Source organism: Dyadobacter jiangsuensis (assembly GCF_003014695.1).
Lineage (GTDB): Bacteria > Bacteroidota > Bacteroidia > Cytophagales > Spirosomataceae > Dyadobacter > Dyadobacter jiangsuensis.
The window spans coordinates 20,300-45,874 of sequence record NZ_PYAS01000006.1 but is presented as its reverse complement, the minus strand read 5'-3'; the positions used below and the strand labels follow the sequence as shown (position 1 = coordinate 45,874).

The window sequence follows — 25,575 nt, the reverse complement described above, 5'->3', positions numbered from 1 at the left end:
CGGTTTAGCGTTTGGTGTATAGTGATAATTGCTTTGGAAAGGTAGCAAGAAAACGATCAATAGCCCACCACTTCGACGAGGTAACCCGCTGACTTGCTGCCGACTGGCTGATGGATAGCATTTCGGCTATCTGTGTCACATTTTTGCCTAGCAGGAGCGCTTCAACTACCTGGCTTTGAGCGGATGTCCAGCTTTCGATGAGTGTTTCCAGCAAATCCAGCGTCGCCGACAAGGGCTCAGACGGCCTGGGAAGCGCGATGCCAATCCGCGCCTTCTGCTGACGGATCGTGTCCGCGAGGTGCCCCGAAAGTCTGAATGCTTCGCCGTCGGATGTACCCGGACGGTCGGTGAGTTGCTCGGTATGGCCTATGCCTATGGCTATGCGCATATCGGCGTTGGGGGCGTGCTTGCGCATGCATGCGCGTGCGAGTATGGCCAGGTGCATGGCTTCGTCGGGATTCTTCAAAACGGCCTGGAAGCTGTCTCCACGGTATATTTCAGGTTTCAATGCCCATTTGAAAACCTGGTTTTGGTGCAAGATAGCCAGTAATTCTTCCAGCCATGCGGTTGATTCTTCGCGTGAAAACTGGGTAGAATTTACCATATCAGCGGTTATAACCGCCCGGAACGCTTTCATGAGTATAAGGTTTTTTGCTTATATTAATCAAATATAAGGTAAAAGCCTTATATTTTGAAGATATAAGTTAAAAACCTTATATCGGTTGAATATAAGTTAAAAACCTTATGTTTTTTTGAGGAACAGATTCGCCAGATGGGCCCATTCTTCTTTCAGGCTTCCTTTAAATACCTCTGAACCAGCACGGCGGTACCAATATCCTGCATTGAAAGTATCGCCTTCGACGCGATGCAGATATGCGTGCAGGCGGTCGTAGGATTGCGTTCCTTCCCGGCTTTGGGCAATATTATGCGCGGCTTCCCAATCGCCGTTGGCGTCGTGCCAAAGCGCTTCGAGCAGGACGGGAAGGTCCTTGGGAGGAGCAGGCTGGGAAATCGATTCCTGGAATTGTTCGAATGTCATGATCGGTGGAAAGATGGTGAACAACGGTGAAAACAGCCGCAAGATACGCCTCAGAGCCCTGATTTACCGATTTTACTTGTATATTGTAAGGCACAATTGTAATTAAGACAACAATATATGTTTAAACAATTATCAACGATATTAGGCTGCATGACGCTGGCGGTGTATTGCCAGGCACAGGAGACTTTTCCGAGAAATGGCGCCTACGATGAAAGAACAGGACGCTACGCTTTCACAAACGCGACGATTGTCGTGGATCCGAAAACGACCATCGAGAATGCTACGATGCTCATTGAAGATGGGGTGATCCGGGAAACGGGTAAGCAGGTGAAAATTCCGGCCGGTACGGTTACGGTCGATCTGAAAGGCAAATTTATTTACGCATCGCTCATCGAGCTGGATTCGGATTACGGGATGCCGGAGGTAAGAAGGGCGCAGGGCGGCGGTGGCCGGCAAACGCCTCAGCTGGAATCGAACAAAAAAGGAGCATTCGGTTGGAACCAGGCCATTCAGCCCGAAACGGATGCCAGTACGCTTTTCGCGCCCGATTCCAAAAAGGCGGGCGATCTGCGGAAAATCGGTTTCGGTACGGTACTGGTGCATTCGCACGACGGCATTGTGCGCGGAAGCGGCGCACTCGTAACGCTCACCGACGAATCAGCCAACAAGGCAATACTCAATGGTAAAGCATCGGCGCATTTTTCTTTCGGTAAAGGGAGCTCATCGCAGACCTACCCGTCGTCGGGAATGGGCGTGGTGGCGCTTTTGAGACAAAACTACTACGATGCCGACTGGTACGCGAAAGGCGGAAACAAAAAGGAAACCAACCTCTCACTCGAAGCATTCAACCAGATTAAAGCACTGCCTTCGTTTTTTGAAACCGGAGATAAATACAGCATCCTCCGGGCCGATAAGATCGGGGACGAATTTGGAATACAATACATTATCCGTGGAGGAGGAGACGAATATCAGCGTATTCAGGAAATTAAAGCCAGCAAGGCAACGCTGGTATTACCATTGGTTTTTCCGGACGCTTATGATGTGACCGACCCGTGGGATGCGGAAGTAGTAACCATGAGCCAGCTGAAACACTGGGAACTGGCGCCGCGTAACGCTTCGGAGGTTGCCAAGGCGGAGATCCCTTTTGCATTGACAACTTCAGGATTGCGGAACAAAGCCGATTTCTGGAAGAATCTGCGCACAGCCATCGAATACGGCTTGCCGAAAGAAAGAGCATTGGCAGCGCTCACAACCCTGCCAGCCTCGCTGGTCAAGGCTGATACCAAGATCGGAAGCCTGAAATCGGGAATGCTTGCCAACTTTATCATTACTTCGGGAGACCTGTTTTCAAAAGACAATGTGATTTACGAAAACTGGATCCAGGGCAAGAAATTCGTGCTGACGGCATTGGATGCTCCGGATATCAGAGGTACTTACTCGCTTTCGCTGAATAACCAGCCTGCCGGAAAGTTACAGATCACCGGATCGCCGGAAAAGCCTGAGTATAAAATCACGGTGCAGGACTCGATCAAGATTACTCCCAAGGCAATCCTGGCGAATGCATTGCTTACATTGAGCTATCAGCAAGACAAAAAAGTGGGCGGTACTACCCGACTCACAGGCTGGCTGAGCGGAAGCGGGTTCAGCGGAGAAGGTGTGCTGCCGGATGGAACTGTTATTCCATGGAGCGCTGCGCTTACGGAAAAGAATACAACGGTTGCCGCTGCCGATACTACCAAGCCTAAAAGCAAGGAAACAGGGCCAATTGTGTATCCATTCGTGGGTTATGGGAGTGAAACATTACCGGCGAAGGAAACCGTACTGATCAAGAATGCGACCATCTGGACCAACGAGAAAGAAGGAATTCTGCAAAATGCCGATGTGATTGTTCAGAACGGCAAAATCACGAAAGTAGGGAAGGGCCTCGCAGCACCCTCGGGGGCGAGAACAATCGATGGTACGGGCAAGCATCTTACCAGCGGTATTATCGATGAGCATTCACATATCGCGCTTTTCAGCATTAACGAGGGTGGGCAATCCAGCTCCGCGGAGGTGCGTATGAGCGACGTAATCAATCCTGACGATATCAACATTTACCGGCAACTGGCGGGAGGAGTTACGGCCTCGCATTTGCTGCACGGCTCGGCGAACTCGATCGGCGGGCAAAGTGCGATGATTAAACTGAAATGGGGCGCGGGTCAGTCCGAAATGCTGATCCCGGAGGTGAAAACGATCAAGTTCGCATTGGGTGAAAACGTGAAACAATCGAACTGGGGTGATGTCCAACGCGTGCGCTTCCCGCAGACGCGCATGGGTGTTGAGCAAATCTATTTCGATCATTTCCTGCGGGCAAAAGAGTATGCCGCAAGCTGGAAAAGCTACAATGCAAATGCTAAAAAGGCGAATGTCGCACCGCCTCGCCGAGATATCGAGCTCGATGCACTGGCGGAAATTTTGGGTAACGAGCGTTTCATCACCTGCCATTCCTACGTGCAATCGGAGATCAATATGCTGATGCACGTGGCGGATTCGCTCAAATTCCGCATCAATACGTTTACTCACATTTTGGAAGGTTACAAACTCGCCGACGGTATGCAGAAGCGCGGCATCGGTGGTTCGACATTTGCTGACTGGTGGGCTTATAAAATGGAAGTGAAAGAAGCGATCCCGTACAATGCGGCATTGATGTATCATGAAGGCGTGACCGTAGCAATTAACTCCGACGATGCCGAAATGGCTCGCCGCCTGAACCAGGAAGCTGCTAAAACAGTAGAGTACGGCGGTGTACCGGAAGAAGAAGCCTGGAAAATGGTGACTTTGAATCCCGCCAAACTGTTACATGTCGACGACCGGATGGGAAGCGTGAAGGCCGGTAAAGATGCGGACCTGGTACTCTGGAATGCGAGCCCGCTTTCAGTATACGCAAGGCCCGACTTCACGATGGTCGAAGGCGCCATTTATTTTGACCGCAAAAAGGATGAAGAGAAACAGAAATCCATTGCCCTGGAACGCGAAAGGCTGATCCAGAAAATGCTGGGTGAAAAAGCAGAAGGTAAGCCTACGCAAAAACCGGAAGCCACGAAGCCGCATATGTGGCATTGCGAAGATGTAGTGGGAATTCACGCAGAGCATGTGGATATCCACGCTGGTAAATAACTGTTTCAGGACATTCAAATTGATTTTTATGAAAAAATATAAACTGATTGCGGGCTTTTTGCTGGGATTGACAGCCGGGGCACAGGCGCAAAATCCTGCTCCTGCAAAGCCACAAACCAAGCCGGTAGTGCTCACAGGGGCTACCATACATATCGGAAATGGGCAGGTGATTCAGAATGGCGCCATTGCGTTCGATAAAGGCATTATCACGCAGGTAGGACCGGCAGCTTCGGTAACAAGCCCCTCGGGCGCTGAAACCGTCGATGTGAAAGGAAAACACATTTTCCCAGGTCTGATTTCCCTGAATACGACGGTCGGATTACAGGAGATCGCGTCGGTAAGGGCTACGCTCGATTACCGCGAAGTAGGGGAGATCAACCCTCACGTGCGTGCGCTCGTGGCTTACAACACCGATTCGGAAGTAATACCGACCTTGCGGGGTAATGGTATCCTGGTGTCGCAGGCCGTGCCGCAAGGCGGCGCGATTTCGGGCTCTTCATCTGTTTTTTACAGTGATGGATGGAACTGGGAAGATGCGGTTCTCAAAAAGGACGACGGTATCTGGCTGAGCTGGCCGGCATTTCTGGCAGGAAATTTCGATAACGAAACTTTTACGTATTCCATCAAGCGAAATGATAAGCGCCAGGAAGTAATCGATCTCTTCAAAAAGACATTCGCAGAGGCAAAAGCTTACGCTGAAATTGCTAATCCAAGCCCGGTGAATCTTCGTTTGGAAGCGATGAGGCCCCTTTTTGCAGGTACAGCCAATCTTTATATCCGTGCCGACTACGCGAAGGATATCATTGAATCCATTCGTTTTGCACAGGAGGCGGGTGTGAAAAAGATAGTTATAGCAGGTGGTAACGAATCCTACAAGGTGACCGCCTTTTTGAAAGAAAATCAGGTTCCGGTCATTATCAATACTACGCACAGGCTTCCCGAGGGCGTCGACGAAAACGTTTACCTTCCCTATGAGCTGCCCGGGCTGCTTCACAAAGCAGGGGTAAAAGTAGCTATTACCTACGCAGATGAATGGTGGCGCACGCGTAACCTCGGTTTTCTGGCAGGTACCGCATCCGGTTTCAGCGGGGTAACGTCGGAGGAAGCATTGCAATTTGTTACGCGCAATGCAGCTGATATTATCGGTGCCGGACAGCAGGTAGGGACGCTCGAAAAAGGCAAGCAAGCTTCATTGCTCGTTTCTGACGGCGATATCCTCGATATGCGTGGTAATATGATTCAAGCGGCATACATCCGCGGCGGAAAGGTTAACCTCGACGACAAACAGAAGCGGCTTTATGAAAAGTATAAGGACAAGTACGGGAAGAAGTAATTAGTCAGAAAGTCAATAGGTCAGCAATTGTAAAGCCATCCGTGTTCGTAGCGGATGGCTTTGTTTTTAGTGATTTGGATTGATGTATTTCAGGATATCGACCTTGCCGAAATCTCTGTCATTATCCGCTATCAACGTAAAATTGTTAACAATGGCTGTTGCGGCGATAAATGCATCCGGAAGTTTTAATCTGTATTTCTTCCTGACCGCTATGGTTTGATCAACGACAGCGCGGTTTAAGTCGAGAACAGTGGAGCCGTTTATGAACGACTCGTAGATCATTTTGTCTATTGCATCATTAGGTTCCCAAACACGCAGCTCGATCTCTGTTATCAGCGAGATAATCGATTCGTTATCAATGACCTTGTCGATTAAACTCAGCCCGGAGGAGGGCAACGTGGCATTGAGATATTTAATAACAGCGCTGGTGTCTATCAGATATCTCTCTTCCATTCATTCCTTAGTGTGTTTAACTGTGAATCAATCTCCTGCTCTGTCATTGGTGACTTGATTTGTTTTCGCAATGCGGATAGCGGCCTCCGGTTCTGGACAAACTTGATCAAATGCATTTCCTCCATATCCAATAGAAGTTTCAACGCCTTATCGTCTGTGATTTCTATTTCAATGGTTTTCATAATCCGACCAGTTTATTTCAAAAATCAATTTACAAAAAATACAATCAACTTTCCCCGACCAGGTAGATCCCGTCGTTGGTGATGCGGATAATGCCTTGTTTATACAGCCCTCCGATCGCTTTTTTAAACACCTTTTTGCTGATTTTAAGTCTATTATAAATATCTTCGGGTGAGGAGCTATCCGAAAGATTCAGGAAGCCCTTGCTCTTTTTAACTTCTTCAAGGATTTGCTTCGCCACCGGTTCTACGACTTCGTAACCGGTCTTTTGAAGGCTGATATCCAGCTTATTTTCCTCGCGAATTTTTTTGACATAACCTTTCAGCGAATCACCGATTTGCAAAGGCTGGAACACCTCGTTGGCGTAAATGAGGCCTTTGTGGTATTGGTTCACGACCACATTATAGCCGAGATCGGTCTTCTGCCATACAAGCAAATCCACTTCATCGCCTTCCGCGACTGTGAGCCGTTCGCTTTCCAGAAATTTGTCGATTTTGGCGGAAGCCAGGAGGCGCTGCGATTTCTGGTCGAGATAAAGAAACACGACGTGCGATTCGCCGATCTCCATGGGCTTCGGTTGCTCACGGAATGGTACGAAAAGATCCTTAATGAGCCCCCAATCGAGGAATGCGCCGTATTCGGAAACGTCTTTCACTTCCAGGAACGCAAACTCGTTACGGATGATTTTGGGCGTCTGCGTGGTCGCTACCGGCCGGTCTTCCGAATCGAGATACACGAATACCTTGATCTGATCGCCGACTTGCATGTCGTCCGTGATATATTGATTGGGAAGCAGCACTTCTTCACCTTCCACATCGCTCAGGAACATCCCTACGCTGGTAACCCGCTCGATGGTCAGGTAATTGTATTTTCCGATAAATAGCATTATTCAAATAACGAGGTTCGGATACAAAGGTAGCGGTTTCGAATCGATTTACTCTTCATCGTTCATTTCACCTTGCTTATCCATATTCTGTTTCTCTTTCGAGCGGTTCAGGCGATAAGACAATGTAACCAGGAACTGACGCGGACGCCATTGAAATACCGAATAGGAATAGTAACCCGCATTCTCGGTAATGCTCCGGCGCTTTTGTGAATTGAGTAAATCGCGGGCGCTGGCCGTAAGTGTGCCACGGCCTTTCAGGATATCTTTCGATAAACCAAGGTCGATAAAATAGATCGATAAATCTTTGCCTTGCGTGGTGCGTCTCGGTGCACGGTAGTTTAAAGAAGATTGAAAATCCACCGAACCGAACAGGGTAATGCGGGAGGAAAACCGGCTGGTCCAGGAATAGGTGTCGCTTTGGTATAGTTTGTCATTGTAATAACCTTCGTTCATCGCCCTGAAAACATTGGCATTGGCAGTGAGCTTCCACCACGGTGCCGGATCATAGGTAAGGTTGAATTCAAAACCGTAAGAATCTCCTGTCGAGAGGTTAATGGGGGTAATGGTGGTGAAGCCGGTGGAGTCGACGGATGTGATATTCTCCACGACGCCTAGCCTACGACGATAGTAGACGCTCGAAAGCAGGGTGCCTTTATTCATATTCAGCAAATGCCCGGCTTCGAAAGAATGCGTGAATTCGGGGTTCAGGAGCGGGTTACCCGCGCGGAAAACACGGGAATCGCTGAAATTGGAGAATGGAAGCAGATCCCGGAAGCTCGGGCGGCTCAATCGGTAGCTATAACTGAGCTGTAAAGTCTGGGCGTCTGCCAGCTTGTATGATAAATGAATGCTTGGAAAAAGATTGAAATATTCCCGGTGATTGATTTTCGCTGTCTTTTTCAATTCGGTTAAAATGTCGGTATACTCGCCGCGCAGACCGGCCTGTACGAAAACTTTTCCGAACTGATTGCTCGCCATCAGGTAGGCAGCATGGATTTTCTCGTCATAGGCCAGCCGGTTGTCGTAGTCGGGTAATATTACCCAGTAGTCCGGTTCGAGTTGCTGATGAACCGAAAAATCATTGTCGAGCAGCCTGATGGACGTTTTCAGGCCGGCTTCGAGCTTACCGTCTTTTCCCAGGGGATGAATGTAATCCAGCTGGGCCAAAAAGTTTTTTTCATCCTCGGTATTGTACGATCGCTGACGGATATCGACGGTATTGTTATCGGCCACCTCGTGGTATTGCGATGCTTCCGTTTCATCGCTGAGAATGTATTTCGCATCGAACGTCAGGCTTTGTCCTTTTCTTTCAAAAGTCTTCCGGTAATTCAATGCGGCCTCGATATTGGTTCGCGGCTCGGTCTCATTCTCGCTGCGCGTAACCGTGCGTGTGAGGATATTGTTCATGTCGAAATCCCGGTATTCAAGCCGTGATTTGTTGTCGTTTTGTGATTTACGGACAGAGAGTGTGGCGGTAATGGTATTATGGTTATTCAAAAAGTAATCCAGGCCTACGCGAACGTTGTTGGAATAGCCTGCGCGGTTGCGCCGGTTGGTTTGCTCGTATACAAAACTGGTATCCGCGCTATTGTATTCCTGCCTCGAATGCCCGCGCCCGGGCCCGTCGCGGTACATGAAGCCGTAATTGGCGATCAGGTTTACCTTTTTCTTCCGGTAGTTGACATTGAACGAAGCTCCGAAATTGGAAGGGTAGCCGGCTGTACCTGTGAATGTGCCATTCAAGCCGTAGCGGATATTTTTCTTCATTACAATATTCAAAATGCCGACTTCCCCCTCCGCATCATAGCGCGACGAGGGATTTGTAATGATCTCCACACTTTCGATCAAGTCCGCCGGAATCTGCCGCAGTGCCTCGGCGGGGTTTAGCCCCACCATACCCGACTGCTTGCCGTCGATCAGAATCCGGACATTACCACTGCCGCGCAGGGCCACGTTGCCTTCCACATCCACGGTGACGGAAGGCATATTGTTGAGAATGTCTGACGCATTGCCGCCGATGTTGGCCAGGTCTTTTCCCACATTAAATACCCGCTTGTCGAGTTGCAGTTCCATCTGGCTCTTTTCCCCCTGGACAACGAGTTCTTCGAGTACGCGCGCATTCGATGTGAGCGTGATAGTGCCCAACACCACCGGCTGGGCTGCTACCCGGACGTTCGGGATGATCTTCTCGTCCATAGCCAGAAAAGTGATCTTAATCAGGTAACTGCCGGGTTCGGCAGGGATATTGAAAAGTCCGTTTTCGTCGGCAGTGCCGCCACCGATCAATGCAGAATCTTTTGCAGCAAGCAGCGCCACATTCGCAAAAGGAACCGGTTTTTTCTCCGAGTCTTCCAGTTTGCCGGTAATAGGGTAGGTACTAGACGGTTCGTCCTGTGCGTAAAGTTGCGTGCACAGGCAATTCAGGAGTGAAACGATCAGGAGTATTTTCTTCATGACGGCAAGGGCCCTTATGCCGGTAATGCCTGGCATATGTTAGGTTGAAGGTGAGCCGGTTAGATTAAAAAACGGTACCAAGGTTTAATGACTTTTTAATCTTGCATGAAAAAAATCGCATGCCAGTAGAACTATGCCCGTGTGATACCAGCCTGGCTCATTTCCTGTGCCTTCCCGAGCGTTTCCATGCTCCCGATGTCGATCCAGTACCCCGTTGTCTGGGGCACGCCGACAACATGCAGGCCCGCATGCAATGCTGATTGGATGAGTTGCCATCCCTCGTAAGGAATGCCTTTCGGCAGGAGATTCAGGACTTTTTTGTTAAACATATATACGCCTGCACTGACGATAAATTCGTAGCCTGGTTTTTCAGTAAAACTGCTGATATACCCATCTGATCGCATTTCCAGCACGCCATAAGGTACTTTAACAGTATTAGGAACTGCCAGAACGGCCAGGTCAGCCTGTCGGGAAAAATATTCGGTGCAGAAATGCGCTATGTCGAAATTGGAATACACATCGCCGTTGATTACCAGAAAATGTTCCTCAGCCCACTGGTTTTTCAAGGTCATGGAGCCCATGCTGCCCATCGGAGTGCGTTCCCTAATGTACCGGATCGAAATGCGTTCTTCCTTCCCATCGCCCAGGTAGCCGATCAGCTGCTCGGCCAGATGCCCGACTGAAATATGGATATCGCGGAATCCGAATCTAACCAAGTGGTCGATCAGATGCCGGATAATCGGCTTGCCGCCAACCGGAATGAGCGATTTGTGAGTGTTGTCTGTAAGCGGTTTTAGTCGGGTGCCTTTGCCGCCCGCCATGATAACGATATTTACGGGCCATTGGCCCATTTCAGCGCTCCGGAACATACTACCTAATTTTTAGTGCTGACATTCAAAAAACTTTTGATGATCTGACTCACCCTTTGCAGCTGTTCTTCGGAGATGGACGTCGAGCAGGGCAGCATAATCCCGCGCCGGGACACCTCGGAGGAAACATTCTCACGGCTGATGTACCAATCCTGCCGGAATGTCGGGAGCTCATGAATGGGCGTCCACAGAGGCCTTGTTTCGATATATTCGGCTGCCAAAGCCGTTATCAGGCTGCGGCTTTCACCCACCAGCATGGCGGAATGCCAATTGTTGGAATCGGTACCGGGAGTCAATTGCTGAAATACTGCCCCGCAATCCGTGAATGCACGGCGGTAATGCGCGGTAACCTCCTTTTTCTTTTGCAGGAAGCTTGCCAGCTGTTCCATTTGTGCGCAGCCCATTGCCGCGAGCGGGTTTACGAGCCGGAAATTGTAGCCCAATTCGTCGTGCATGTATTCGATTGGGTGATTTTTCGCCTGGGTAATAAGGTGCCGCGCACGTTTTGCCAGTACCTCGTCGTCGGTGAGGATGGCGCCGCCGCCGGCAGTAGTAATGATTTTATTACTGTTAAAACTCATGGTTCCAAGCAAACCTGAGGTCCCGGAATGCCGACCAAGCCTGAATGAGCCCAGCGAACAGGCGGCGTCCTCGACTACGGCCAGCGTGAAACATTCCGCGATGGCATTAAGCCGTTCCATTTCGCAGACATTTCCCAGCAAATGCACGGGTACCACTGCTTTGATCCGGCGGCGGCTTTCACGATGGAAGCATTCTGCATGGTTTTGATAAGTGTGGCTTTGGAGCCAATCCTGCAACAAATCGAGGTCCATCAGCCAGGTGTGTGCGTCGATATCAACCATGATGGGATCGGCGCCGAGGTATTTTACCGCGTTTGCTGTGGCTACGAATGTGAGGTCAGGCACTAGTACCAGGTCTCCCTGCGTCACGCCCGCGAGCGTAAGCGCTATCTGCAATGCGCTCGTGCCGTTGCTCGCGCCAATCACGTGCGCTGCGCCCGTGTAGTCGGCGAGTTGTTGCTCAAACCGGCGGAGGAACTCGCCTCCCGACAGCCAGTTAGAGTCAACTGCCTCGGCCATGTATTGTTTTTCGCGCCCGTTGAGATAGGGTTCGCAAAGCGGAATAGGGGAGGGTTTATATGTTTCCATAGCGTGCATTCATGGGGTCACTGATCACCTGTTCGTGGAGCAACGAGGCTATTTCACGGATACCCATCGGAACCGTTTTGGTGATGGCGAAGCCGAGGACTTTTTTAATTTTATCACAATTAACCTTGTAATCGCGCGGGTCGGTGACTACCGGGTGGTAATTCACTTCCAGCGAAGGGATCACTTGGCAGATCTCCGCCGCCAGCATTTTCTTGGTATAGTTCTGCGAAGTATCGCCTACGTTGAATGCTTCGCCGTTTACCTTTTCTTTGTCGGCGGTGAGGGCCATTTTCACCGATCGGGCCAGGTCGCTGACGTGGCAATAGGGGCGCCAGAAGTTCTCACCATAAATGAGCAATGGCTTTCCCAAAGCCGCATCTCGTGTGAATTCGTTGACGGTGAGATCAAAACGGGGCCTGGGGGAAATGCCGTAAACCGTGGAAAAGCGGAGGATAGTGCGTGTAATAGTACTGTCGGGCTGGGCAAGCAGATATTTTTCAAAATTGACTTTGGTCTCCGAATACAACGAAATCGGATTCAGCTCGGCAGTTTCGTCGAGCAGGGCGTCGGCGAGAGCCATTTTGCCATAATTGCTGCAAGTGGAAGCGAATACAAACCGCTCGACTCCAGCCTCTTCACAAAGCTCGTACAGGCGCACGGAAGCGTGCCAGTTTACTTCCAATGCCAGGTCGGGGTATTTCTTGCAGGGCGGTTCGCCGACGATGGCGGCAAGGTGACATACATAATGCACGCCGCTGAGTGCCGCCTTGATATCGTTGTCGTTCCGGAGGTCGCTTTTGATGAAACGGAACGCCGGGTTCCCCCAGAAACTCAGCAGCGATTCACCACCGAATGAGAGGTTATCGAGCACGACTACCCGGAACTGGTCCTCCAACAGGATCCGTACCAGCTCGGAGCCAATATAACCCGCACCGCCAGTTATCAGGACCGTTTTGGCTTGTTGATTAATCATATGCAGATACTTTATGAAAAGATTGAATGAGTTCTTCCGTAATGATGTCAGGTGACCACTGGTCGATGATCGCCTTGCCGTTACCGCCCATTTGCGCGAACTTCCCGGGGTGGCTCATGAACCACAGCAGTTTGCTCGTAAAATCCTGCTGACTGGAAGGATCGAACCGGAAGCCATTGAGGCCGTCGATGACGAGGTCGGTGGCGCTTCCGCATCGTTCCGACACGAGTACAGGCATGGAATAAACCATCGCTTCGTTGGTGAGAAAGCCGAATGGCTCGAATGTGCTGGGCAGCACGGCAACGTCGGCCAGCGTGTAGCGGATGGGTACTTCATACCATTCGCAGGGCTCCATCCAATGTACCGACTGGCAACCGAGCAAACGTATTAATTCTTGCAGACGCGGTTTCTGGCTTCCTTCACCGCTCAGGATCAAGCCCCATTCGCTGCCGTTTTCTGACAAGCTTTTGGCTTCGTGAAATGCCAGGATGAATGTGTCGAGATTCTTGCGCTCCACGAATCGGCCTGCATACAGGAAATTATAGCGCGGCAGGCCGATCTCCGCTTTCCTGCGCTCGCGCAACGGGAGCTCGAGTGTGAAGATTTCGAGCAATGCATCATTATCCACACCCACGTTTTTCGTGCTGAGGATGCGGTTACGGCTTACATCCAGTTTCAGCGCGTATTCGGCGGCTTTCTGTCCGAGGCAAACCAGTGCATCGCATTGACCGAGAAAAGTCCTTTTCAGCCGCTCTTTCCACCAAACTCGTCGTCGGCTGATCTCGCTGCTTTCGAAATCCAGCACAACTTTTATTTTGTTGATTTTGCAATAGCTGAGTACAAACCAGTAGGCAGGATCGTAGTAGCCATTGAGATAAACAACTTCTGGTCGGTGGTGACGCAGTGCGGCGAGAAGCTTCCTTGTTTTTGGGATATGCCCGATGTGCTCAATGGCCTTGTCGGGAAAAAGGACTTCGTAGGGGTAGGTGTGGATGCTCAGGTCAGTTTTGAGCCCGAGCCGGCTCAATTCGCTGAAAGCCAGTTGCAGTACAAAGAAGTCGTTCCCTTCTCTGTGTAGCCTTTCGTGAAGTTGGGTGAAAATCCTGGCCTTGTAATGCGACCAGAGGATATTGTGGATAGCCAGTACCTTCATTGATTCCTGATTTCAGTCTTGCAAAGCCGCTCTTTCGGGCCTTTACACTCTGGACAGGACTGTTATGGAAATCAATGCACGTCCCCGGAAAAATTTTGATGCCGGGGACGATGAATGGCTTTATTGAAGCGTATTGCTTAGTCTTTTCAGTTCAATCTCGGCGGATTTGGCGGCATAGTTCAGGTTGATCAGCCTGTAACCTGCTTCTTCAAAGCTGCGTTGGGCCTCGCGCACGTCGATGATCGTTGCCTGGATCAGCTCAAAGCGTTGGAGTGTCAGGTCGAGCAGCTGCTTGCTGAGGGCGTAGTTTTTCTTCTGGTTTTCGAGCTGTTCGATGGAGCTCTGGTAGGTTTGGTACATTTTCACTGCGTTGGCGCTGTAATCGCGGAGCAGCGTGCTTTTCTGCAATTCAGCCGTTTTCGTGTCTATCTCAGCGGCTTGCTTCTGGCGTCTGAATGCCGTGCCGTTGTAGATCGGGACCGCGAGCGTGAGACCTGCCTGCGGACCTACCACCCGGTTGAGCAATGTAAGACCGGCCGCTGTTTGGTTACGCGAAAAGTTATATGCTGCATTGAAACGAACCGTTGGGTAACGGAGCGCAGCGGTTTCTTTGACAATCAGTTCGTTGATAGTGATCTGATGGTCCGCCGCTTTGATGTCCGCATTGGCAGCCAGCCGGTCCATTACGGAAGCCAGCTGCATATTATTGTCCACAGTGATGGTATCCTTAATCGTCACCGCAGATTTGGGATCGAGCGTAAGGGTACGAAGCAGTTCTGTTTTAGCTACCTGCGCTACCATTTGCTGGTTCAGTAATGTCTGGTTAAGCGTATTCAAATCGATTTCCGCCTGAAAAATGTCTGCATTGTTAGCCATCCCGGCCTCTTTCCGTACCCGCAGGATTTCCAGGCGTTTTTCGGAGGCAATAATCGATGTCCGGATCGTATTGATATAGCTCAGCTGGCGAACAACATCATAATAGCTCGTCATAACCAGCGCGATCGTGTTCTGGATTTGCGAGTTAAGTACTTCGGAGCTTTGGTATTGCAGTTCGGCGAGGCGTTTTTTGGTAGCAACCACGCGTTTGCCATTATACAGGAGCATTCCGACGGCAAGGTTCGCCTGCGTGTTATTACCCGCGGCTGCGTTACGGCTGATCTCAACACCGGTGTTCAGTTTCTGGTTAACCTGCGTAATCTGCTCCGTATTGGAAGCATTGAGGGAGACCGTCGGCAGGCCGCCTGCTACGCCATAGTTGTTCAGGATGGTATTCGCATCTACATTGTTTTTGGCGATCTCGATTTCATAGCTGTTTTTGAGTGCCGTAGCCACAGCCTGTTCGAGCGTAAGCGCCAGGGTATCGGCCGGTTGAACAGAACCGGGATATCCGGCCCAGCTTGTGCCGGAGCAAAGCAGAATGAGTGTGAATGCGTATTGGTATTTTTTAAGAAAGGTGAGCGAGCCCATGTAAAAAACAATAGTTGATTTTGTATGAAAAAATATCCTTTAAGCCACAAGCTCCTCTGCCATTTTCTGCTCTTCCGTCACCTTGTGTTTTTTGGGTGAAATGAATGTGTAAATCGCCGGAATGACGAATAGCGTCAGGATCAGCGAGAACATCAGACCTCCTACGATCACCACGCCAAGGGGTACACGGCTGGTTGCCGCCGCACCAAGGCTCAATGCAATCGGCAATGCGCCGAATGCAGTTGCCAAACTCGTCATCAGAATAGGACGCAAACGCTGCGTTGCCGATTCGACGGCGGCCGCCATACGCCCCATTCCCTGTTCCCGTTTCTGGTTGGCGAATTCCACAATGAGAATACCATTCTTCGTCACCAGCCCGATGAGCATGATCATCCCGATTTGCGAGAAGATATTAATGGTTAATCCAAACAGATAAAGACTGAGTAATGCCCCCGCTAACGCCAGCGGCACGGTGATCATGATGATGAACGGGTCGGTGAAGCTTTCAAACTGGCCTGCGAGTACGAGGTACACGAGCAAAAGTGCCAGCCCGAATGCAAAGCTGGTGTTGGAAGAACTTTCCTCGAAGTCGCGGGATGGGCCGGTGAGTGATGTCTGGAAGGATTCGTCGAGTAATTTTGCGCCTATCTTGCGCATGGCTTCCACGCCGTCGCCAATCGTCTTGCCTTCTACGAGCGATGCCGAAATGGTGGCACTTTTGTAGCGGTTGTAGTGGTAAATCGTCGGCGGGCCGCTTTCCTCTTCCATATGCACGACGGCAGTCAGCGGAATGCTCTCGCCGCGGTTGTTACGCACATACAATTTATCGATATCCGCTGGTTTGTTACGCTCCGAGCGTTCCACCTGGCCGATTACCTGGTATTGCTGGCCATTCATGATAAAGTAAGCCAGACGGCGCCCGCTGAATGCAGCCTGAATGGTAGCAGCCACGTCGGTGGTGGATAAGCCAAGGTCGCGTGCTTTGAGGCGGTCGATCGTTAGGCGGACCTCGGGTTTGTTGAATTTGAGGTTAACATCCACGTTCTGGAAGGTCGGGTCCTGCCTTGCTTCGTCGAGGAATTTGGGAAGAACCTCACTCAATTTATCAAAATCGAGGTTTTGCAATACAAACTGAACCGGAAGCGAGCCTCTGGAACCGATACCCACGGAAATGGTCTGTTCCTGTGTTGCGAATATCCGGGCATCATTGAACCGCGAAAGCTTCTTATTGATTTCCTGCGCGATCTCGTTCTGGCTTTTCTTGCGCTCGCTCGCATCCACGAGGCCAATGCGGCCTGTACCGCTATTCACACCGCCGCCGCCAAAACCGGGCGTGGCCGAGAATGTAAATGCTTTTTCAGGAATCGAGTCATTCAGAAAGTCGCTGAGCTGATCCGAAACCTTTTGCATTTGGTCAAAACTCGTTCCTTCCGGAGCCGAGAGGTTGAAACGGATACTATTCCGGTCCTCCATTGGTGCCAGCTCGCTTTGCAAATGGCTGTAAGTATACCAGATCATCACACCGCAGGCAATGACCAGCACCCAGGCAATCCACCGCGCTTTCATAAATCCGCGGAGCATTCTGTTGTAGCCATCCTCCATTCCGGTGAAGAACGGTTCGGTTTTGTTATAAAACCAGCCGTGACCTGCGTCTTTTCGGTTCAACACCACGTTCAGTACCGGTGTGATGGTAAGCGAAACGAATGCAGATATCAATACCGCAGATGCTACCACGATCCCGAATTCACGGAAAAGGCTTCCCACAAAACCTTCGAGAAAGATTACCGGGAGGAACACCACTGCCAGGGTCAGGGAAGTTGAAATAACCGCGAAGAAAATCTCCCGGCTGCCTTCCAATGCAGCTTGCCGGATCGGTAAGCCGCTTTCGAGCTTTCGGAAAATGTTTTCCGTTACCACAATACCATCATCCACCACAAGCCCCGTCGCGAGCACAATCCCCAGAAGGGTGAGGATATTGATCGAAAACCCGCACATGTACATGATAAAGAACGTCGCCACGAGCGATATTGGAATATCTATCAGCGGGCGGACGGCTACAAGCAGGTTTCGGAAGAAGAAAAGGATTACGATCACCACGAGCGAGAATGCGATGATCAGCGTTTCTTCCACTTCCTTGATCGATTGCCGTACCAGGCGCGTATTGTCGATCAGGACGTTGAAAGTAATGTCCGACTTGTTCGATTTCTGGATCTCCGCGAGGCGTTTGTTGAACTCGTCGGAAATCTGCACGTAGTTGGCGCCGGGCTGGGGGATAACCGCCAAACCTACCGCGTACATGCCATTGTATTTCCAGCTTTGCTCCTCGTTTTCGGGGCCTAGTTCAATCTTGGCTACGTTACCAAGCCTTACGATTCCCGCACTGTCGTTACGGATTACGAGGTCGTTGAATTCCTTCTCGCTTTTCAAACGGCCCATTGTCCGGATCGTTAGTTCGGTATTGTCGCCGTAGATTTTACCGGCAGGCAATTCCACGTTTTCCGAAGCGAGTGTAGTGGTAATGTCGTTGAAGGAAATGTTGTAGGAGCTCATCCGGTCGGGGTTCAGCCAGATGCGCATGGCGTAGCGTTTTTGCCCGAAGATATTGATCGCGCTCACGCCGTCGATCGTCTGCAAACTTTGTTGCAGCACGTTTTCGGCATATTCACTCAGTTCGAGCAAGCCTTTTGACGGGCTTTGCACGGCAAGGAGGAGAATGAAGTCGGAGTTGGCATCGGCTTTGCTCACCACCGGTGGTGCGTCGATGTCCTGCGGGAGGTTTCGTACGGCCTGGCTCACCTTGTCGCGCACGTCGTTGGCGGCGCCTTCCAGGTCGGATTTCAGGTTGAATTCTACGGTAATGTTACTCGAACCGATCTGGCTGGAAGAGCTGATACTTTTGATACCGGGAATACCGTTGATGCTCTTTTCGAGCGGCTCGGTGATCTGGCTCTCGATAATGTCGGCATTGGCACCGGTGTAGCTCGTTCGCACGTTCACGATCGGCGGATCGATGGCCGGGTAATCCCTCAGTGAAAGGAAGTTATATCCTACCACACCAAAAAGGATGATGAGCAGGTTCATCACGACCGCCAGAACGGGCCGTTTCAGGGATAGTTCTGAAATATTCATAGCAGGGGTTTCAAAGGAATGGTCACTGCAACAAGTACCGCGAGGGCAATTGTTACTTACTCGCTACATTCAGGTTTCTAACACTTCTCACTTTCACAGGAGCATCGGGACGGGCAAAAAGTACGCCCGAAACAACCACCGTATCGCCGACACTCAGGCCTTTGGTTACTTCCACTACGTCCTCCCTGCGATCACCGGTTTCAACCTGGGCAAAAACAGCCTTGCCGCCTTTCACGGTCACGACTTTCTTGCTGCGCGCTTCCGGGATAATGCTGTTGGAGGGGATGAGTATGCTATTCTTATTGTTGCTCGCAGTGATATACACTTTGGCAAATGAGCCGGGACTGGTATTCCCCGAACTCAATACCGCGCGGACGGTCAGGTTGCGGGTAGTCTGATTCACCTGCGGTTCAATCGCCAGGATACGGGCGGTTTCATATTTGCCGGAAGCCTGGTCGAGCATTACTTCCACGGTACCGCCTTTGTTTACATATTGCTGGTAGCTTTCGGGAACCGTGAAATCTATGCGGAGATTGGAGAGCTGCTGCATGGTGGCAATAATGCTTTGAGGCGTTACGTACGCACCCGCACTCACCTTGCGCAAGCCTACTACACCTGTAAACGGCGCCTTGATGATCGTTTTGTCGATCAGCGCCTGGGTGTAAGCCATATCCGCTTTGAGGGTATTGACATTATTAAAAGCCAGGTCGTAATCTGCCTGGTTGATGCCATTAACGGCGAGCAGCTGTTTGAGCCTTTTCTCGGTTGTTTCGGCAAGGTCGAGCTGTATTTTCGACCGGTTGAGCTGGGCGAGGAGGTCGGCATTGTTGATCCGGGCTATAACGGTGCCTTTTTGGACCGTTTTGCCTTCGGGTACATCGAGGAAGGTAAGCAATCCGCTTACTTCCGGCCGTAATTCTGCGAATTCGTTGGCCACGATGGTCCCATTCACTTCTACCTTGTCACTTACCTTCTCGGATTTCGCAACGATCACATCCACGATGGTGGGGCCTCCACCGCCTTTTTGTTGAAAGGTATCCTTTTTTTCTCCGCACGAAAGCGTAATAAAGAGTGAACCGGCAATGAAAAGTGAAGACAGAGGTTTGGTTAAGTTTGGCAATCCTTCTGCACGGGCAGATCTGGCGATAACGTTCATAGGGTTGGTTAACCTGGGCTTAAATTGGTTTAGGAGTCTGGCGGACTAAATGCGTCCTATTCAGAGGTTTGTTCAAAATTAGATATTAATCTCGAACCGATTAGACTTTTCGCCGCTATAAAAGTTTAATGCCAGCTAATTTTTTTATAAGGAACTCCCAATCACTTTCAGCAACGTATCGCATTTCAGCTCCGTTTCGAACCATTCCTGCTCAGGTACAGAATCTTCCGTGATTCCGGCGCCGGCAAAAAACGTCGCAATGCCGTCCTTGAACCGCACCGTGCGCAGGTTTACGAATAAATGGGTATCGCCCGCTACCTGCGCAGGCCCCAGGAAGCCGCTGTAATAGGAGCGGTTATAGCCCTCGACGTCATTGATAAATTGGAGGCTTGGTGCCTTCGGTACGCCGCAAATAGCGGATGTCGGGTGCAGCAGTTTGAGCATGACGGACGCCAGCTCAGGGAAATTAAGCGCCACGGTATCGACCTCGAAAACAGTCCTGAGATGGTAGAGGTTTCCCGCCAGCACAGTTTTAGGCCCTGTTTCCAGGTATTCACGCAGGCGGATTTTTTTAAAGCACTCAATAATATAGCGGCTCACAAGCGCCTGTTCTTCAATCTCTTTCTCTCCCCAACGGATGTCGTACTTGGGTATGAGCGCACCCGAGGCGTCGCGTGCGCCTTGCGTACCAGCGAGGGACATGGTTTTGAAAGCACCGCCGGACATTTGCTCCACCAGCAATTCGGGGCTTGCACCAAGCCACATTTCATTTTCCTCGGGAAGATTTACCAGGGAAACAAATGCGTGCGGATATGCTTTTACCAGCCTTTGAAATGCCAGTGCCGGTTGGAATGCGTCGGTGTACCGCAGGTCTTTGGTACGCGAAAGCACCACTTTTTTGAATTGATTTTGGCGAATCGCTGCCACGGCGAGCTCTACGGTCCGTTCGAAACGGGATTTGGCATCGAGGTGGCCGCTTAATGGCAATAGCGGGCTGGCAGGTGCCTGTTGCTGACTGTCGCTACTGCTTTCGGTTAATGCGAGTTGGACGAGTCTTTTTACTTCGGGATGCTCTTCGCCGAGCTGATTCTCGATATGCGTGATCCTGTTGTCCTCCGAGAATGTCAGGATAATATCACCTTCCAGGAAAAGTACTTCCTGGTCGTCTTCCCAGTAAAATGTGCTGATCACAAAGCCGGGACTCATTTTTTCGAGTTCGGGAAGCGTTTTGCGGGCCCCGTCCTGAATAGAAATAAGCAGTTTGATTTCGTTGGTATGCGGCAGGCGCCATAATGCGGATGGGAACCCCATTATCTTGGAGGCGTGCCAAAGCTCCTGAATCTGTAATCCTTCAAATATCGAAATCCCGGTGTCGGTCTGTACTGATAGCATTTATAACGAATGGGCGTGTCCCGTTAGGTCAATTTTCTGCAAAATAATGTCAGCGGTCCGCATTCACAATAGCAACCGTGAGTCTGCTGATACAAACCAGTTTGTTTTCTTCATTGGTAATCCTGATGTCCCAGATGTGCGTGGTCCGGCCGATATGGATCGGTCGCACAGTCCCGTACACATAGCCTTCCTTCACGGGCCTCAGGTGATTCGCATTAATTTCCAGTCCTACTGCGTGCTTGTTTTCGCTTTCAGGAATTGTCAAAAACGAGGCAATACTACCTAACGTTTCCGCCAGCACAACGGAGGCTCCGCCGTGCAAAATCCCGAAAGGTTGGTGGGTACGTTTGTCGACCGGCATTCGGGCTGACACATAATCTTTTCCGATTTCCGTAAACTCTATTCCGATGTGGTGGGCGATACTGTTCTTTCCAAAAGATTGTAGTGAATCGACGGTGACGGTTTTAGCAAACATATCTAAAAAATGTATAAATTTGTATTGGCTTTGCGGATAAAAAACAAGGTTTTTGTAAATTTTATATTTAAATTATCCTATTACTTTGAAAAGAAAATCGATTTACCTCATTCGCCACGGTGAAACTGATTTGAACCGCAGGGGAGTTGTACAGGGAAGCGGTGTTGATTCCTTGTTGAATGAATGGGGAGAAGCTCAGGCCGAAGCTTTTTTTAATGCTTACCAACATGTTCCGTTTGATAAAATTTATACCTCTGACTTAAAGCGAACACATCAAACCGTCCGCGGGTTCATCAGGCGGGGCATACCGCACGAGAGCTACGCGGGGTTGAATGAAATATCATGGGGAGACCGTGAAGGCCGTGAGCCGAACACGGGCGATAACAACTATTACCGTGAGCTGGTAAATGCGTGGAAAGCAGGCGAAGTGAATCTTGCGGCGGAAGGCGGGGAAAGCCCTGTGGATGTGCGTGAACGCCAGATTCCGGTGATCGATACGATCCTTTCCCGCCCGCACGAAAGAAATATCCTCATCGCCATGCACGGCCGTGCCATGCGCGTATTGCTGACCACGCTTTTCAACCAGCCGCTGGTGCGTATGGACGACTACGAGCACAGCAATCTTTGCCTCTACAAGATCAATTACTCCTACGATACTCAGCAGTTCGAGCTGGAAGTATCCAACGACATCACACACCTTCTTTCCATCGAAATCCCGCAAACGATATAGCAGCCGTTTGTGTAGATTCGTTTCCATTGGTGTATTAATGTACCTCCCCTGAGGGGTCATTAATACATTTGTGGCTTTTCAATACATTATCAGCGTTCGTATGCTCATGTCCAAAAAACGCATCTATTGGACTCTTCAGATACTGGGATGGACATTAATCATCATGTTCGAATACATTCCGTATCTCCTGGAATACGGCTTCAAGCTGACGGAGTTCTATTCTGCGCTGGCCAATATCCTGCTGGGCATTTGCCTTACCCACGTGTACCGGCTGGTAATCAGGCGGTGGAATTGGTCGTCGTTGCCGCTGCCCAGGCTCGCATTGCGCGTAATTGGCTCGGTGTTGTGGCTGGGGCTCATTATGACGATGATTAACCAGCCGATGGACCGTGAAGTGCTGGAACATAATATGCTGAACCAGCCATTGATTTTTTGGGGATATTATACCAATTGGTGCAAGATTCTGCTGGCATGGATATTATCCTACACGGTTTATCATTATGTAGAGCAGAACCGGCTAGCCAGCTACGAGAAAATCATGCTAAGAATGTCGATGCGTGAAGCGGAAGCGAAGGTATTGCGCTCGCAGCTTAATCCGCATTTTACCTTCAATGCATTGAACAGCATCCGCGCGCTGGTGTACGAGGATCCCAAGCGTGCGCAGCTTAGCATTACGCAGCTGTCCAATATATTAAGGAATTCTTTGCTGGCCGATCGCCGTAAAACAGTGGATTTGCAGGAGGAACTCCGCACGGTCGAAGATTACCTCGAACTGGAAAAAGTGCGTTACGAGGACCGCCTTTGTTATAGTATTACCACCAACCCGCAGGCTATTTATTGGCAAGTACCGCCCATGATGTTGCAAACGCTCGTCGAAAATGGTATCAAACATGGTGTGGCGAAGCAAATGGGAGGTGGATTTATCGGCTTAAAATCGGAAATTGCAAATGAGCTGCTCGTTATTACGATCCATAACTCTGGTAACCTGGGGAATACGGAGGTGAACGCAGGAAACCTGGGCAATACCGAATCCGGTGGGGTTGGCTTAAAAAATACAGCCGAGCGACTGTCGATTTTGTACGGTAAGGCGGCGACATTCCGGATTTTCCAGGAGAAAGAGAACGTGGTTTGTTCGGAAATAAAAATCCCGATGCTTTCGGAAGGCGTGATGATGGTGGGAGAGGGATCCGAGAAAGAGAACTAATGACCAAATCAATATATTATCTGTTTATTATTCCTAACTGATCCATCCGCCATGAGGACCTTAATTGTAGATGATGAGCGACTAGCGCGCAACGAGTTGAAGAGATTGCTTGAACCATACACTAAGATAGAAATAGTAGGAGAAGCCGCCAACGCGGAGGAGGCACTGAAGCTGATTGAAGAACAACAGCCTGAGTTGCTTTTCCTGGATATTCAAATGCCTGGTAAGAACGGTTTCGAACTGCTCTCGTCAATCGAAGGCAAAAGCCCGGAGGTGATATTTACAACCGCATTCGACGAGTACGCGATCAAGGCATTTGAATTCAATGCGCTGGATTATCTGCTCAAACCAATCGATACCGAGCGCCTCAAAGAAACCATTCACCGCATCGAGGAAAATCAGGCGCAGCCGGAAGCGCCTACACATGCAAATGAGCGCGCTGAGAAAGTACTGGGCGAAAACGACCAGGTGTTCGTGAAAGACGGTGAAAAATGCTGGTTTGTCAAACTGGGTAAGATTCGCTTGTTCGAATCGATGGGCAACTATGTTCGTCTCCATTTCGATGACCAGAAGCCTTTGGTGTTGAAATCGTTGAACAACCTCGAAGAGCGCCTCGACCCGAATACCTACTTCCGCGCCAACCGCAAGCATATTATCAACCTGCATTGGATCGAGAAAATCGAGCCGTGGTTCAGCGGGGGCTTGTTGGTAACATTGCAGGGCGGAGATAAAATTGAGATCTCGCGCCGCCAGGCCATTCGCTTCAAGGAATTGATGAGCCTTTAATCGCTTTCCCAACTGTAAAAAATCAAAGACTATGGGTATGAAGCAAATGACTGCCCTGATGCTCGGCGCTTTGTCGTTTTGGGCATGTAACCAGCAGTCAAAAAAAGAGAATGCAGTTGCTGAAACCGGCTACCGGGCAGGTGAGGTAAAAAAGGAGCAGTTCGGCGGCTGTGATACGGTTTCCAACAAAGGGGTTTCCGTGCTGATCAATCTCTGGGAACCTACCGATTCCGGGGCGGTTGCCGTCAAAATCAGGGAAATTCTTACGGATAAGGCCATTAAGCGGTTGAATTCCTACGGCGATCCGGCCAGCGCCCTGGCCCGCCTGGAAGCCATCAAGAGCCCCAAAGCGGCTTTTGAGAATTTTGAAAAAAATTACAACGATTTCAAAAAGGATTTTCCCGATTCACCTGGCTGCTGGGAAGTGGAATTACACGGAGATACCGTCATGACAACCCCGAAAGTGATGTTCTATCAGTTGGATCATTACGCATTCACCGGAGGAGCACATCCCAATAGCTTCACGTCTTATCATGCATTTGATGGCAAAACGGGTGAGGAAATAGAAATGAAAAATTTTGTAGCCGATTCGGTGGCGTTGCTGAACCTGGTGGAAAAGAAGTTCCGTGAACTGGAAAAGCTCGCTCCCGGGGTTGACCTGGAAGATGCCGGTTACTTTCTCGCGAACCATAAGTTCTTCATTCCCGCCAATTATGTGTTTACGTCCGAGGGTGTCCTGTTTTTCTATAACCCCTACGAAATAGCAGCCTATGCCCGGGGGCCGATAGAGCTTACAATTCCTTACGAAGAGCTGAAAGGTATTATCCGAAAAGAAGCGGTATTCTGATCACATTTGGCCGGAATCTTTGAAACTATAATAACCGTCATCGGTAAAGATGATATGGTCCTGAACAGGCAGGTCGAGTAATCGGCCTGCCTCTTTTATTTGCTCGGTAAGCACCTTGTCTGCATAACTTGGTATGAGTTGGCCCGAAGGGTGATTATGCACGAGGATCAGCGAACTGGCCATATGGTCGAGCGCGATTTTGAACACCATTTTGATGTCGGTAGCCGTGCCGGAAATGCCGCCTACGCTTACCTGTATCACGCGCATGATGTAGTTGCCGCGGTTGAGTAGCAAAATCCAGAATTCCTCATGCGTTTTGTCCATCAGGTAGGGACGCATGGCTTCATATACCGGCTGGGAGCCGATGATCTTACGTTTTTTATCTGGAATGATGTCTTTGCGTCGCCGGCCGAGTTCCAATGCGGCAAGGATAGTGAGCGCCTTCGTTTCGCCTGTTCCCTTGATTTTAGTAAGATCCCGGACATTCAGTTTGGCGAGCTCGTTGATATTGTTGCCAACCGACGTCATGAGTGCTTTGGCCAGGTCTACGGCAGTCATTTCCCTCGTTCCCGAGCGGATGAGAATGGCCATCAGTTCGGAGTCCGAGCAGGCGGCCCGGCCTTTGTTCATGAATTTTTCACGGGGCTTGTCATCATCGTGCCAGTTGATGATCACTTTCGGGTTGTCGCTCTTTTTTCTGGGCATATCATAGGTTGCATTAGTG

General features: G+C 50.2%; 21 protein-coding genes. 6 read left to right on the top strand and 15 right to left on the bottom strand.

Annotation, left to right across the window (positions count from 1 at the left end; genetic code table 11):
- Positions 1-4 precede the first annotated feature (4 nt).
- Positions 5-637 carry a hypothetical protein gene (locus tag CLV60_RS13530; protein WP_106595912.1) on the bottom strand — a complete coding sequence of 211 codons (633 nt, stop codon included), beginning with the start codon at positions 635-637 and terminating at the stop codon, positions 5-7.
- A gap of 105 nt (positions 638-742) precedes the next feature.
- On the bottom strand, positions 743-1,039 hold the full coding sequence (locus CLV60_RS13525; protein ID WP_106596215.1) for a hypothetical protein: 297 nt from the start codon (positions 1,037-1,039) through the stop codon (positions 743-745).
- Positions 1,040-1,156: 117 nt separating this feature from the next.
- Here CLV60_RS13525 and CLV60_RS13520 point away from each other — a divergent pair, with 117 nt between their 5' ends.
- A complete protein-coding gene (locus tag CLV60_RS13520) occupies positions 1,157-4,195 on the top strand; it encodes an amidohydrolase family protein (protein WP_106595911.1) in 3,039 nt (1,012 codons plus the stop codon).
- 28 nt (positions 4,196-4,223) lie between these two features.
- Positions 4,224-5,528, top strand: coding sequence for an amidohydrolase family protein (locus CLV60_RS13515; protein WP_106595910.1), 1,305 nt, complete (start codon positions 4,224-4,226; stop codon positions 5,526-5,528).
- A 66-nt stretch (positions 5,529-5,594) separates the two neighbouring features.
- On the opposite strand, the gene CLV60_RS13510 is transcribed toward CLV60_RS13515, so the two are convergent.
- From CLV60_RS13510 to CLV60_RS13450, 12 genes are all read right to left on the bottom strand, one after another.
- Positions 5,595-5,981 (bottom strand): type II toxin-antitoxin system VapC family toxin, encoded by a 387-nt coding sequence (locus CLV60_RS13510; protein ID WP_106595909.1) that lies wholly within the window; start codon positions 5,979-5,981, stop codon positions 5,595-5,597.
- A gap of 226 nt (positions 5,982-6,207) precedes the next feature.
- Positions 6,208-7,047, bottom strand: coding sequence for a CvfB family protein (locus CLV60_RS13500; RefSeq protein WP_106595907.1), 840 nt, complete (start codon positions 7,045-7,047; stop codon positions 6,208-6,210).
- A 48-nt stretch (positions 7,048-7,095) separates the two neighbouring features.
- Positions 7,096-9,501, bottom strand: coding sequence for a TonB-dependent receptor (locus tag CLV60_RS13495; RefSeq protein ID WP_106596214.1), 2,406 nt, complete (start codon positions 9,499-9,501; stop codon positions 7,096-7,098).
- Between the two features lie 131 nt (positions 9,502-9,632).
- Entirely contained in the window at positions 9,633-10,370 is a 738-nt protein-coding gene (locus CLV60_RS13490) for a nucleotidyltransferase family protein (protein WP_106595906.1), read from the bottom strand.
- Between the two features lie 5 nt (positions 10,371-10,375).
- A complete protein-coding gene (locus CLV60_RS13485) occupies positions 10,376-11,539 on the bottom strand; it encodes a LegC family aminotransferase (RefSeq protein ID WP_106595905.1) in 1,164 nt (387 codons plus the stop codon).
- Entirely contained in the window at positions 11,526-12,512 is a 987-nt protein-coding gene (locus CLV60_RS13480; RefSeq protein ID WP_106595904.1) for an NAD-dependent epimerase/dehydratase family protein, read from the bottom strand. Before CLV60_RS13480 ends, CLV60_RS13485 begins: the two co-directional genes overlap by 14 nt.
- Complete coding sequence (locus CLV60_RS13475; RefSeq protein WP_106595903.1) at positions 12,505-13,665, bottom strand: glycosyltransferase family 4 protein; 1,161 nt, start codon at positions 13,663-13,665, stop codon at positions 12,505-12,507. Before CLV60_RS13475 ends, CLV60_RS13480 begins: the two co-directional genes overlap by 8 nt.
- A gap of 120 nt (positions 13,666-13,785) precedes the next feature.
- Complete coding sequence (locus tag CLV60_RS13470; protein ID WP_106595902.1) at positions 13,786-15,132, bottom strand: TolC family protein; 1,347 nt, start codon at positions 15,130-15,132, stop codon at positions 13,786-13,788.
- A 39-nt stretch (positions 15,133-15,171) separates the two neighbouring features.
- The gene (locus tag CLV60_RS13465; protein ID WP_106595901.1) at positions 15,172-18,261 is read right to left on the bottom strand and encodes an efflux RND transporter permease subunit; all 3,090 of its coding nucleotides are present in this window, start codon (positions 18,259-18,261) and stop codon (positions 15,172-15,174) included.
- Positions 18,262-18,313: 52 nt separating this feature from the next.
- Entirely contained in the window at positions 18,314-19,417 is a 1,104-nt protein-coding gene (locus tag CLV60_RS13460; protein ID WP_106595900.1) for an efflux RND transporter periplasmic adaptor subunit, read from the bottom strand.
- 144 nt (positions 19,418-19,561) lie between these two features.
- Positions 19,562-20,809: a chorismate-binding protein gene (locus CLV60_RS13455; RefSeq protein ID WP_106595899.1), complete on the bottom strand. Its 1,248-nt coding sequence runs from the start codon at positions 20,807-20,809 to the stop codon at positions 19,562-19,564.
- A 49-nt stretch (positions 20,810-20,858) separates the two neighbouring features.
- Complete coding sequence (locus CLV60_RS13450) at positions 20,859-21,284, bottom strand: hotdog fold thioesterase (protein ID WP_106595898.1); 426 nt, start codon at positions 21,282-21,284, stop codon at positions 20,859-20,861.
- A gap of 85 nt (positions 21,285-21,369) precedes the next feature.
- Between CLV60_RS13450 and CLV60_RS13445 the strand changes: the two genes are divergently transcribed.
- The 4 genes from CLV60_RS13445 (at position 21,370) to CLV60_RS13430 (ending at position 24,851) form a co-directional block, all read left to right on the top strand.
- Positions 21,370-22,014 (top strand): histidine phosphatase family protein, encoded by a 645-nt coding sequence (locus CLV60_RS13445; protein ID WP_106595897.1) that lies wholly within the window; start codon positions 21,370-21,372, stop codon positions 22,012-22,014.
- Between the two features lie 106 nt (positions 22,015-22,120).
- Entirely contained in the window at positions 22,121-23,218 is a 1,098-nt protein-coding gene (locus CLV60_RS13440; RefSeq protein WP_106596213.1) for a sensor histidine kinase, read from the top strand.
- Between the two features lie 51 nt (positions 23,219-23,269).
- Positions 23,270-24,004: a LytR/AlgR family response regulator transcription factor gene (locus CLV60_RS13435; RefSeq protein ID WP_106595896.1), complete on the top strand. Its 735-nt coding sequence runs from the start codon at positions 23,270-23,272 to the stop codon at positions 24,002-24,004.
- A gap of 37 nt (positions 24,005-24,041) precedes the next feature.
- On the top strand, positions 24,042-24,851 hold the full coding sequence (locus tag CLV60_RS13430; protein WP_229210961.1) for a PdaC/RsiV family protein: 810 nt from the start codon (positions 24,042-24,044) through the stop codon (positions 24,849-24,851).
- Here CLV60_RS13430 and radC read toward each other — a convergent pair whose 3' ends face one another.
- The gene (gene radC / locus CLV60_RS13425) at positions 24,852-25,556 is read right to left on the bottom strand and encodes a RadC family protein (RefSeq protein WP_106595894.1); all 705 of its coding nucleotides are present in this window, start codon (positions 25,554-25,556) and stop codon (positions 24,852-24,854) included. It abuts the gene before it with no gap.
- Positions 25,557-25,575 lie beyond the last annotated feature (19 nt).

Excerpts from the sequence above, each read along its gene's own strand:
- CLV60_RS13530 (WP_106595912.1), bottom strand. The coding sequence starts at position 637 with ATGAAAGCGTTCCGGGCGGTTATAACCGCTGATATGGTAAATTCTACC.
- CLV60_RS13525 (WP_106596215.1), bottom strand. The coding sequence starts at position 1,039 with ATGACATTCGAACAATTCCAGGAATCGATTTCCCAGCCTGCTCCTCCC.
- CLV60_RS13520 (WP_106595911.1), top strand. The coding sequence starts at position 1,157 with ATGTTTAAACAATTATCAACGATATTAGGCTGCATGACGCTGGCGGTG.
- CLV60_RS13515 (WP_106595910.1), top strand. The coding sequence starts at position 4,224 with ATGAAAAAATATAAACTGATTGCGGGCTTTTTGCTGGGATTGACAGCC.
- CLV60_RS13510 (WP_106595909.1), bottom strand. The coding sequence starts at position 5,981 with ATGGAAGAGAGATATCTGATAGACACCAGCGCTGTTATTAAATATCTC.
- CLV60_RS13500 (WP_106595907.1), bottom strand. The coding sequence starts at position 7,047 with ATGCTATTTATCGGAAAATACAATTACCTGACCATCGAGCGGGTTACC.
- CLV60_RS13495 (WP_106596214.1), bottom strand. The coding sequence starts at position 9,501 with ATGAAGAAAATACTCCTGATCGTTTCACTCCTGAATTGCCTGTGCACG.
- CLV60_RS13490 (WP_106595906.1), bottom strand. The coding sequence starts at position 10,370 with ATGTTCCGGAGCGCTGAAATGGGCCAATGGCCCGTAAATATCGTTATC.
- CLV60_RS13485 (WP_106595905.1), bottom strand. The coding sequence starts at position 11,539 with ATGGAAACATATAAACCCTCCCCTATTCCGCTTTGCGAACCCTATCTC.
- CLV60_RS13480 (WP_106595904.1), bottom strand. The coding sequence starts at position 12,512 with ATGATTAATCAACAAGCCAAAACGGTCCTGATAACTGGCGGTGCGGGT.
- CLV60_RS13475 (WP_106595903.1), bottom strand. The coding sequence starts at position 13,665 with ATGAAGGTACTGGCTATCCACAATATCCTCTGGTCGCATTACAAGGCC.
- CLV60_RS13470 (WP_106595902.1), bottom strand. The coding sequence starts at position 15,132 with ATGGGCTCGCTCACCTTTCTTAAAAAATACCAATACGCATTCACACTC.
- CLV60_RS13465 (WP_106595901.1), bottom strand. The coding sequence starts at position 18,261 with ATGAATATTTCAGAACTATCCCTGAAACGGCCCGTTCTGGCGGTCGTG.
- CLV60_RS13460 (WP_106595900.1), bottom strand. The coding sequence starts at position 19,417 with ATGAACGTTATCGCCAGATCTGCCCGTGCAGAAGGATTGCCAAACTTA.
- CLV60_RS13455 (WP_106595899.1), bottom strand. The coding sequence starts at position 20,809 with ATGCTATCAGTACAGACCGACACCGGGATTTCGATATTTGAAGGATTA.
- CLV60_RS13450 (WP_106595898.1), bottom strand. The coding sequence starts at position 21,284 with ATGTTTGCTAAAACCGTCACCGTCGATTCACTACAATCTTTTGGAAAG.
- CLV60_RS13440 (WP_106596213.1), top strand. The coding sequence starts at position 22,121 with ATGTCCAAAAAACGCATCTATTGGACTCTTCAGATACTGGGATGGACA.
- CLV60_RS13435 (WP_106595896.1), top strand. The coding sequence starts at position 23,270 with ATGAGGACCTTAATTGTAGATGATGAGCGACTAGCGCGCAACGAGTTG.
- CLV60_RS13430 (WP_229210961.1), top strand. The coding sequence starts at position 24,042 with ATGAAGCAAATGACTGCCCTGATGCTCGGCGCTTTGTCGTTTTGGGCA.
- radC (WP_106595894.1), bottom strand. The coding sequence starts at position 25,556 with ATGCCCAGAAAAAAGAGCGACAACCCGAAAGTGATCATCAACTGGCAC.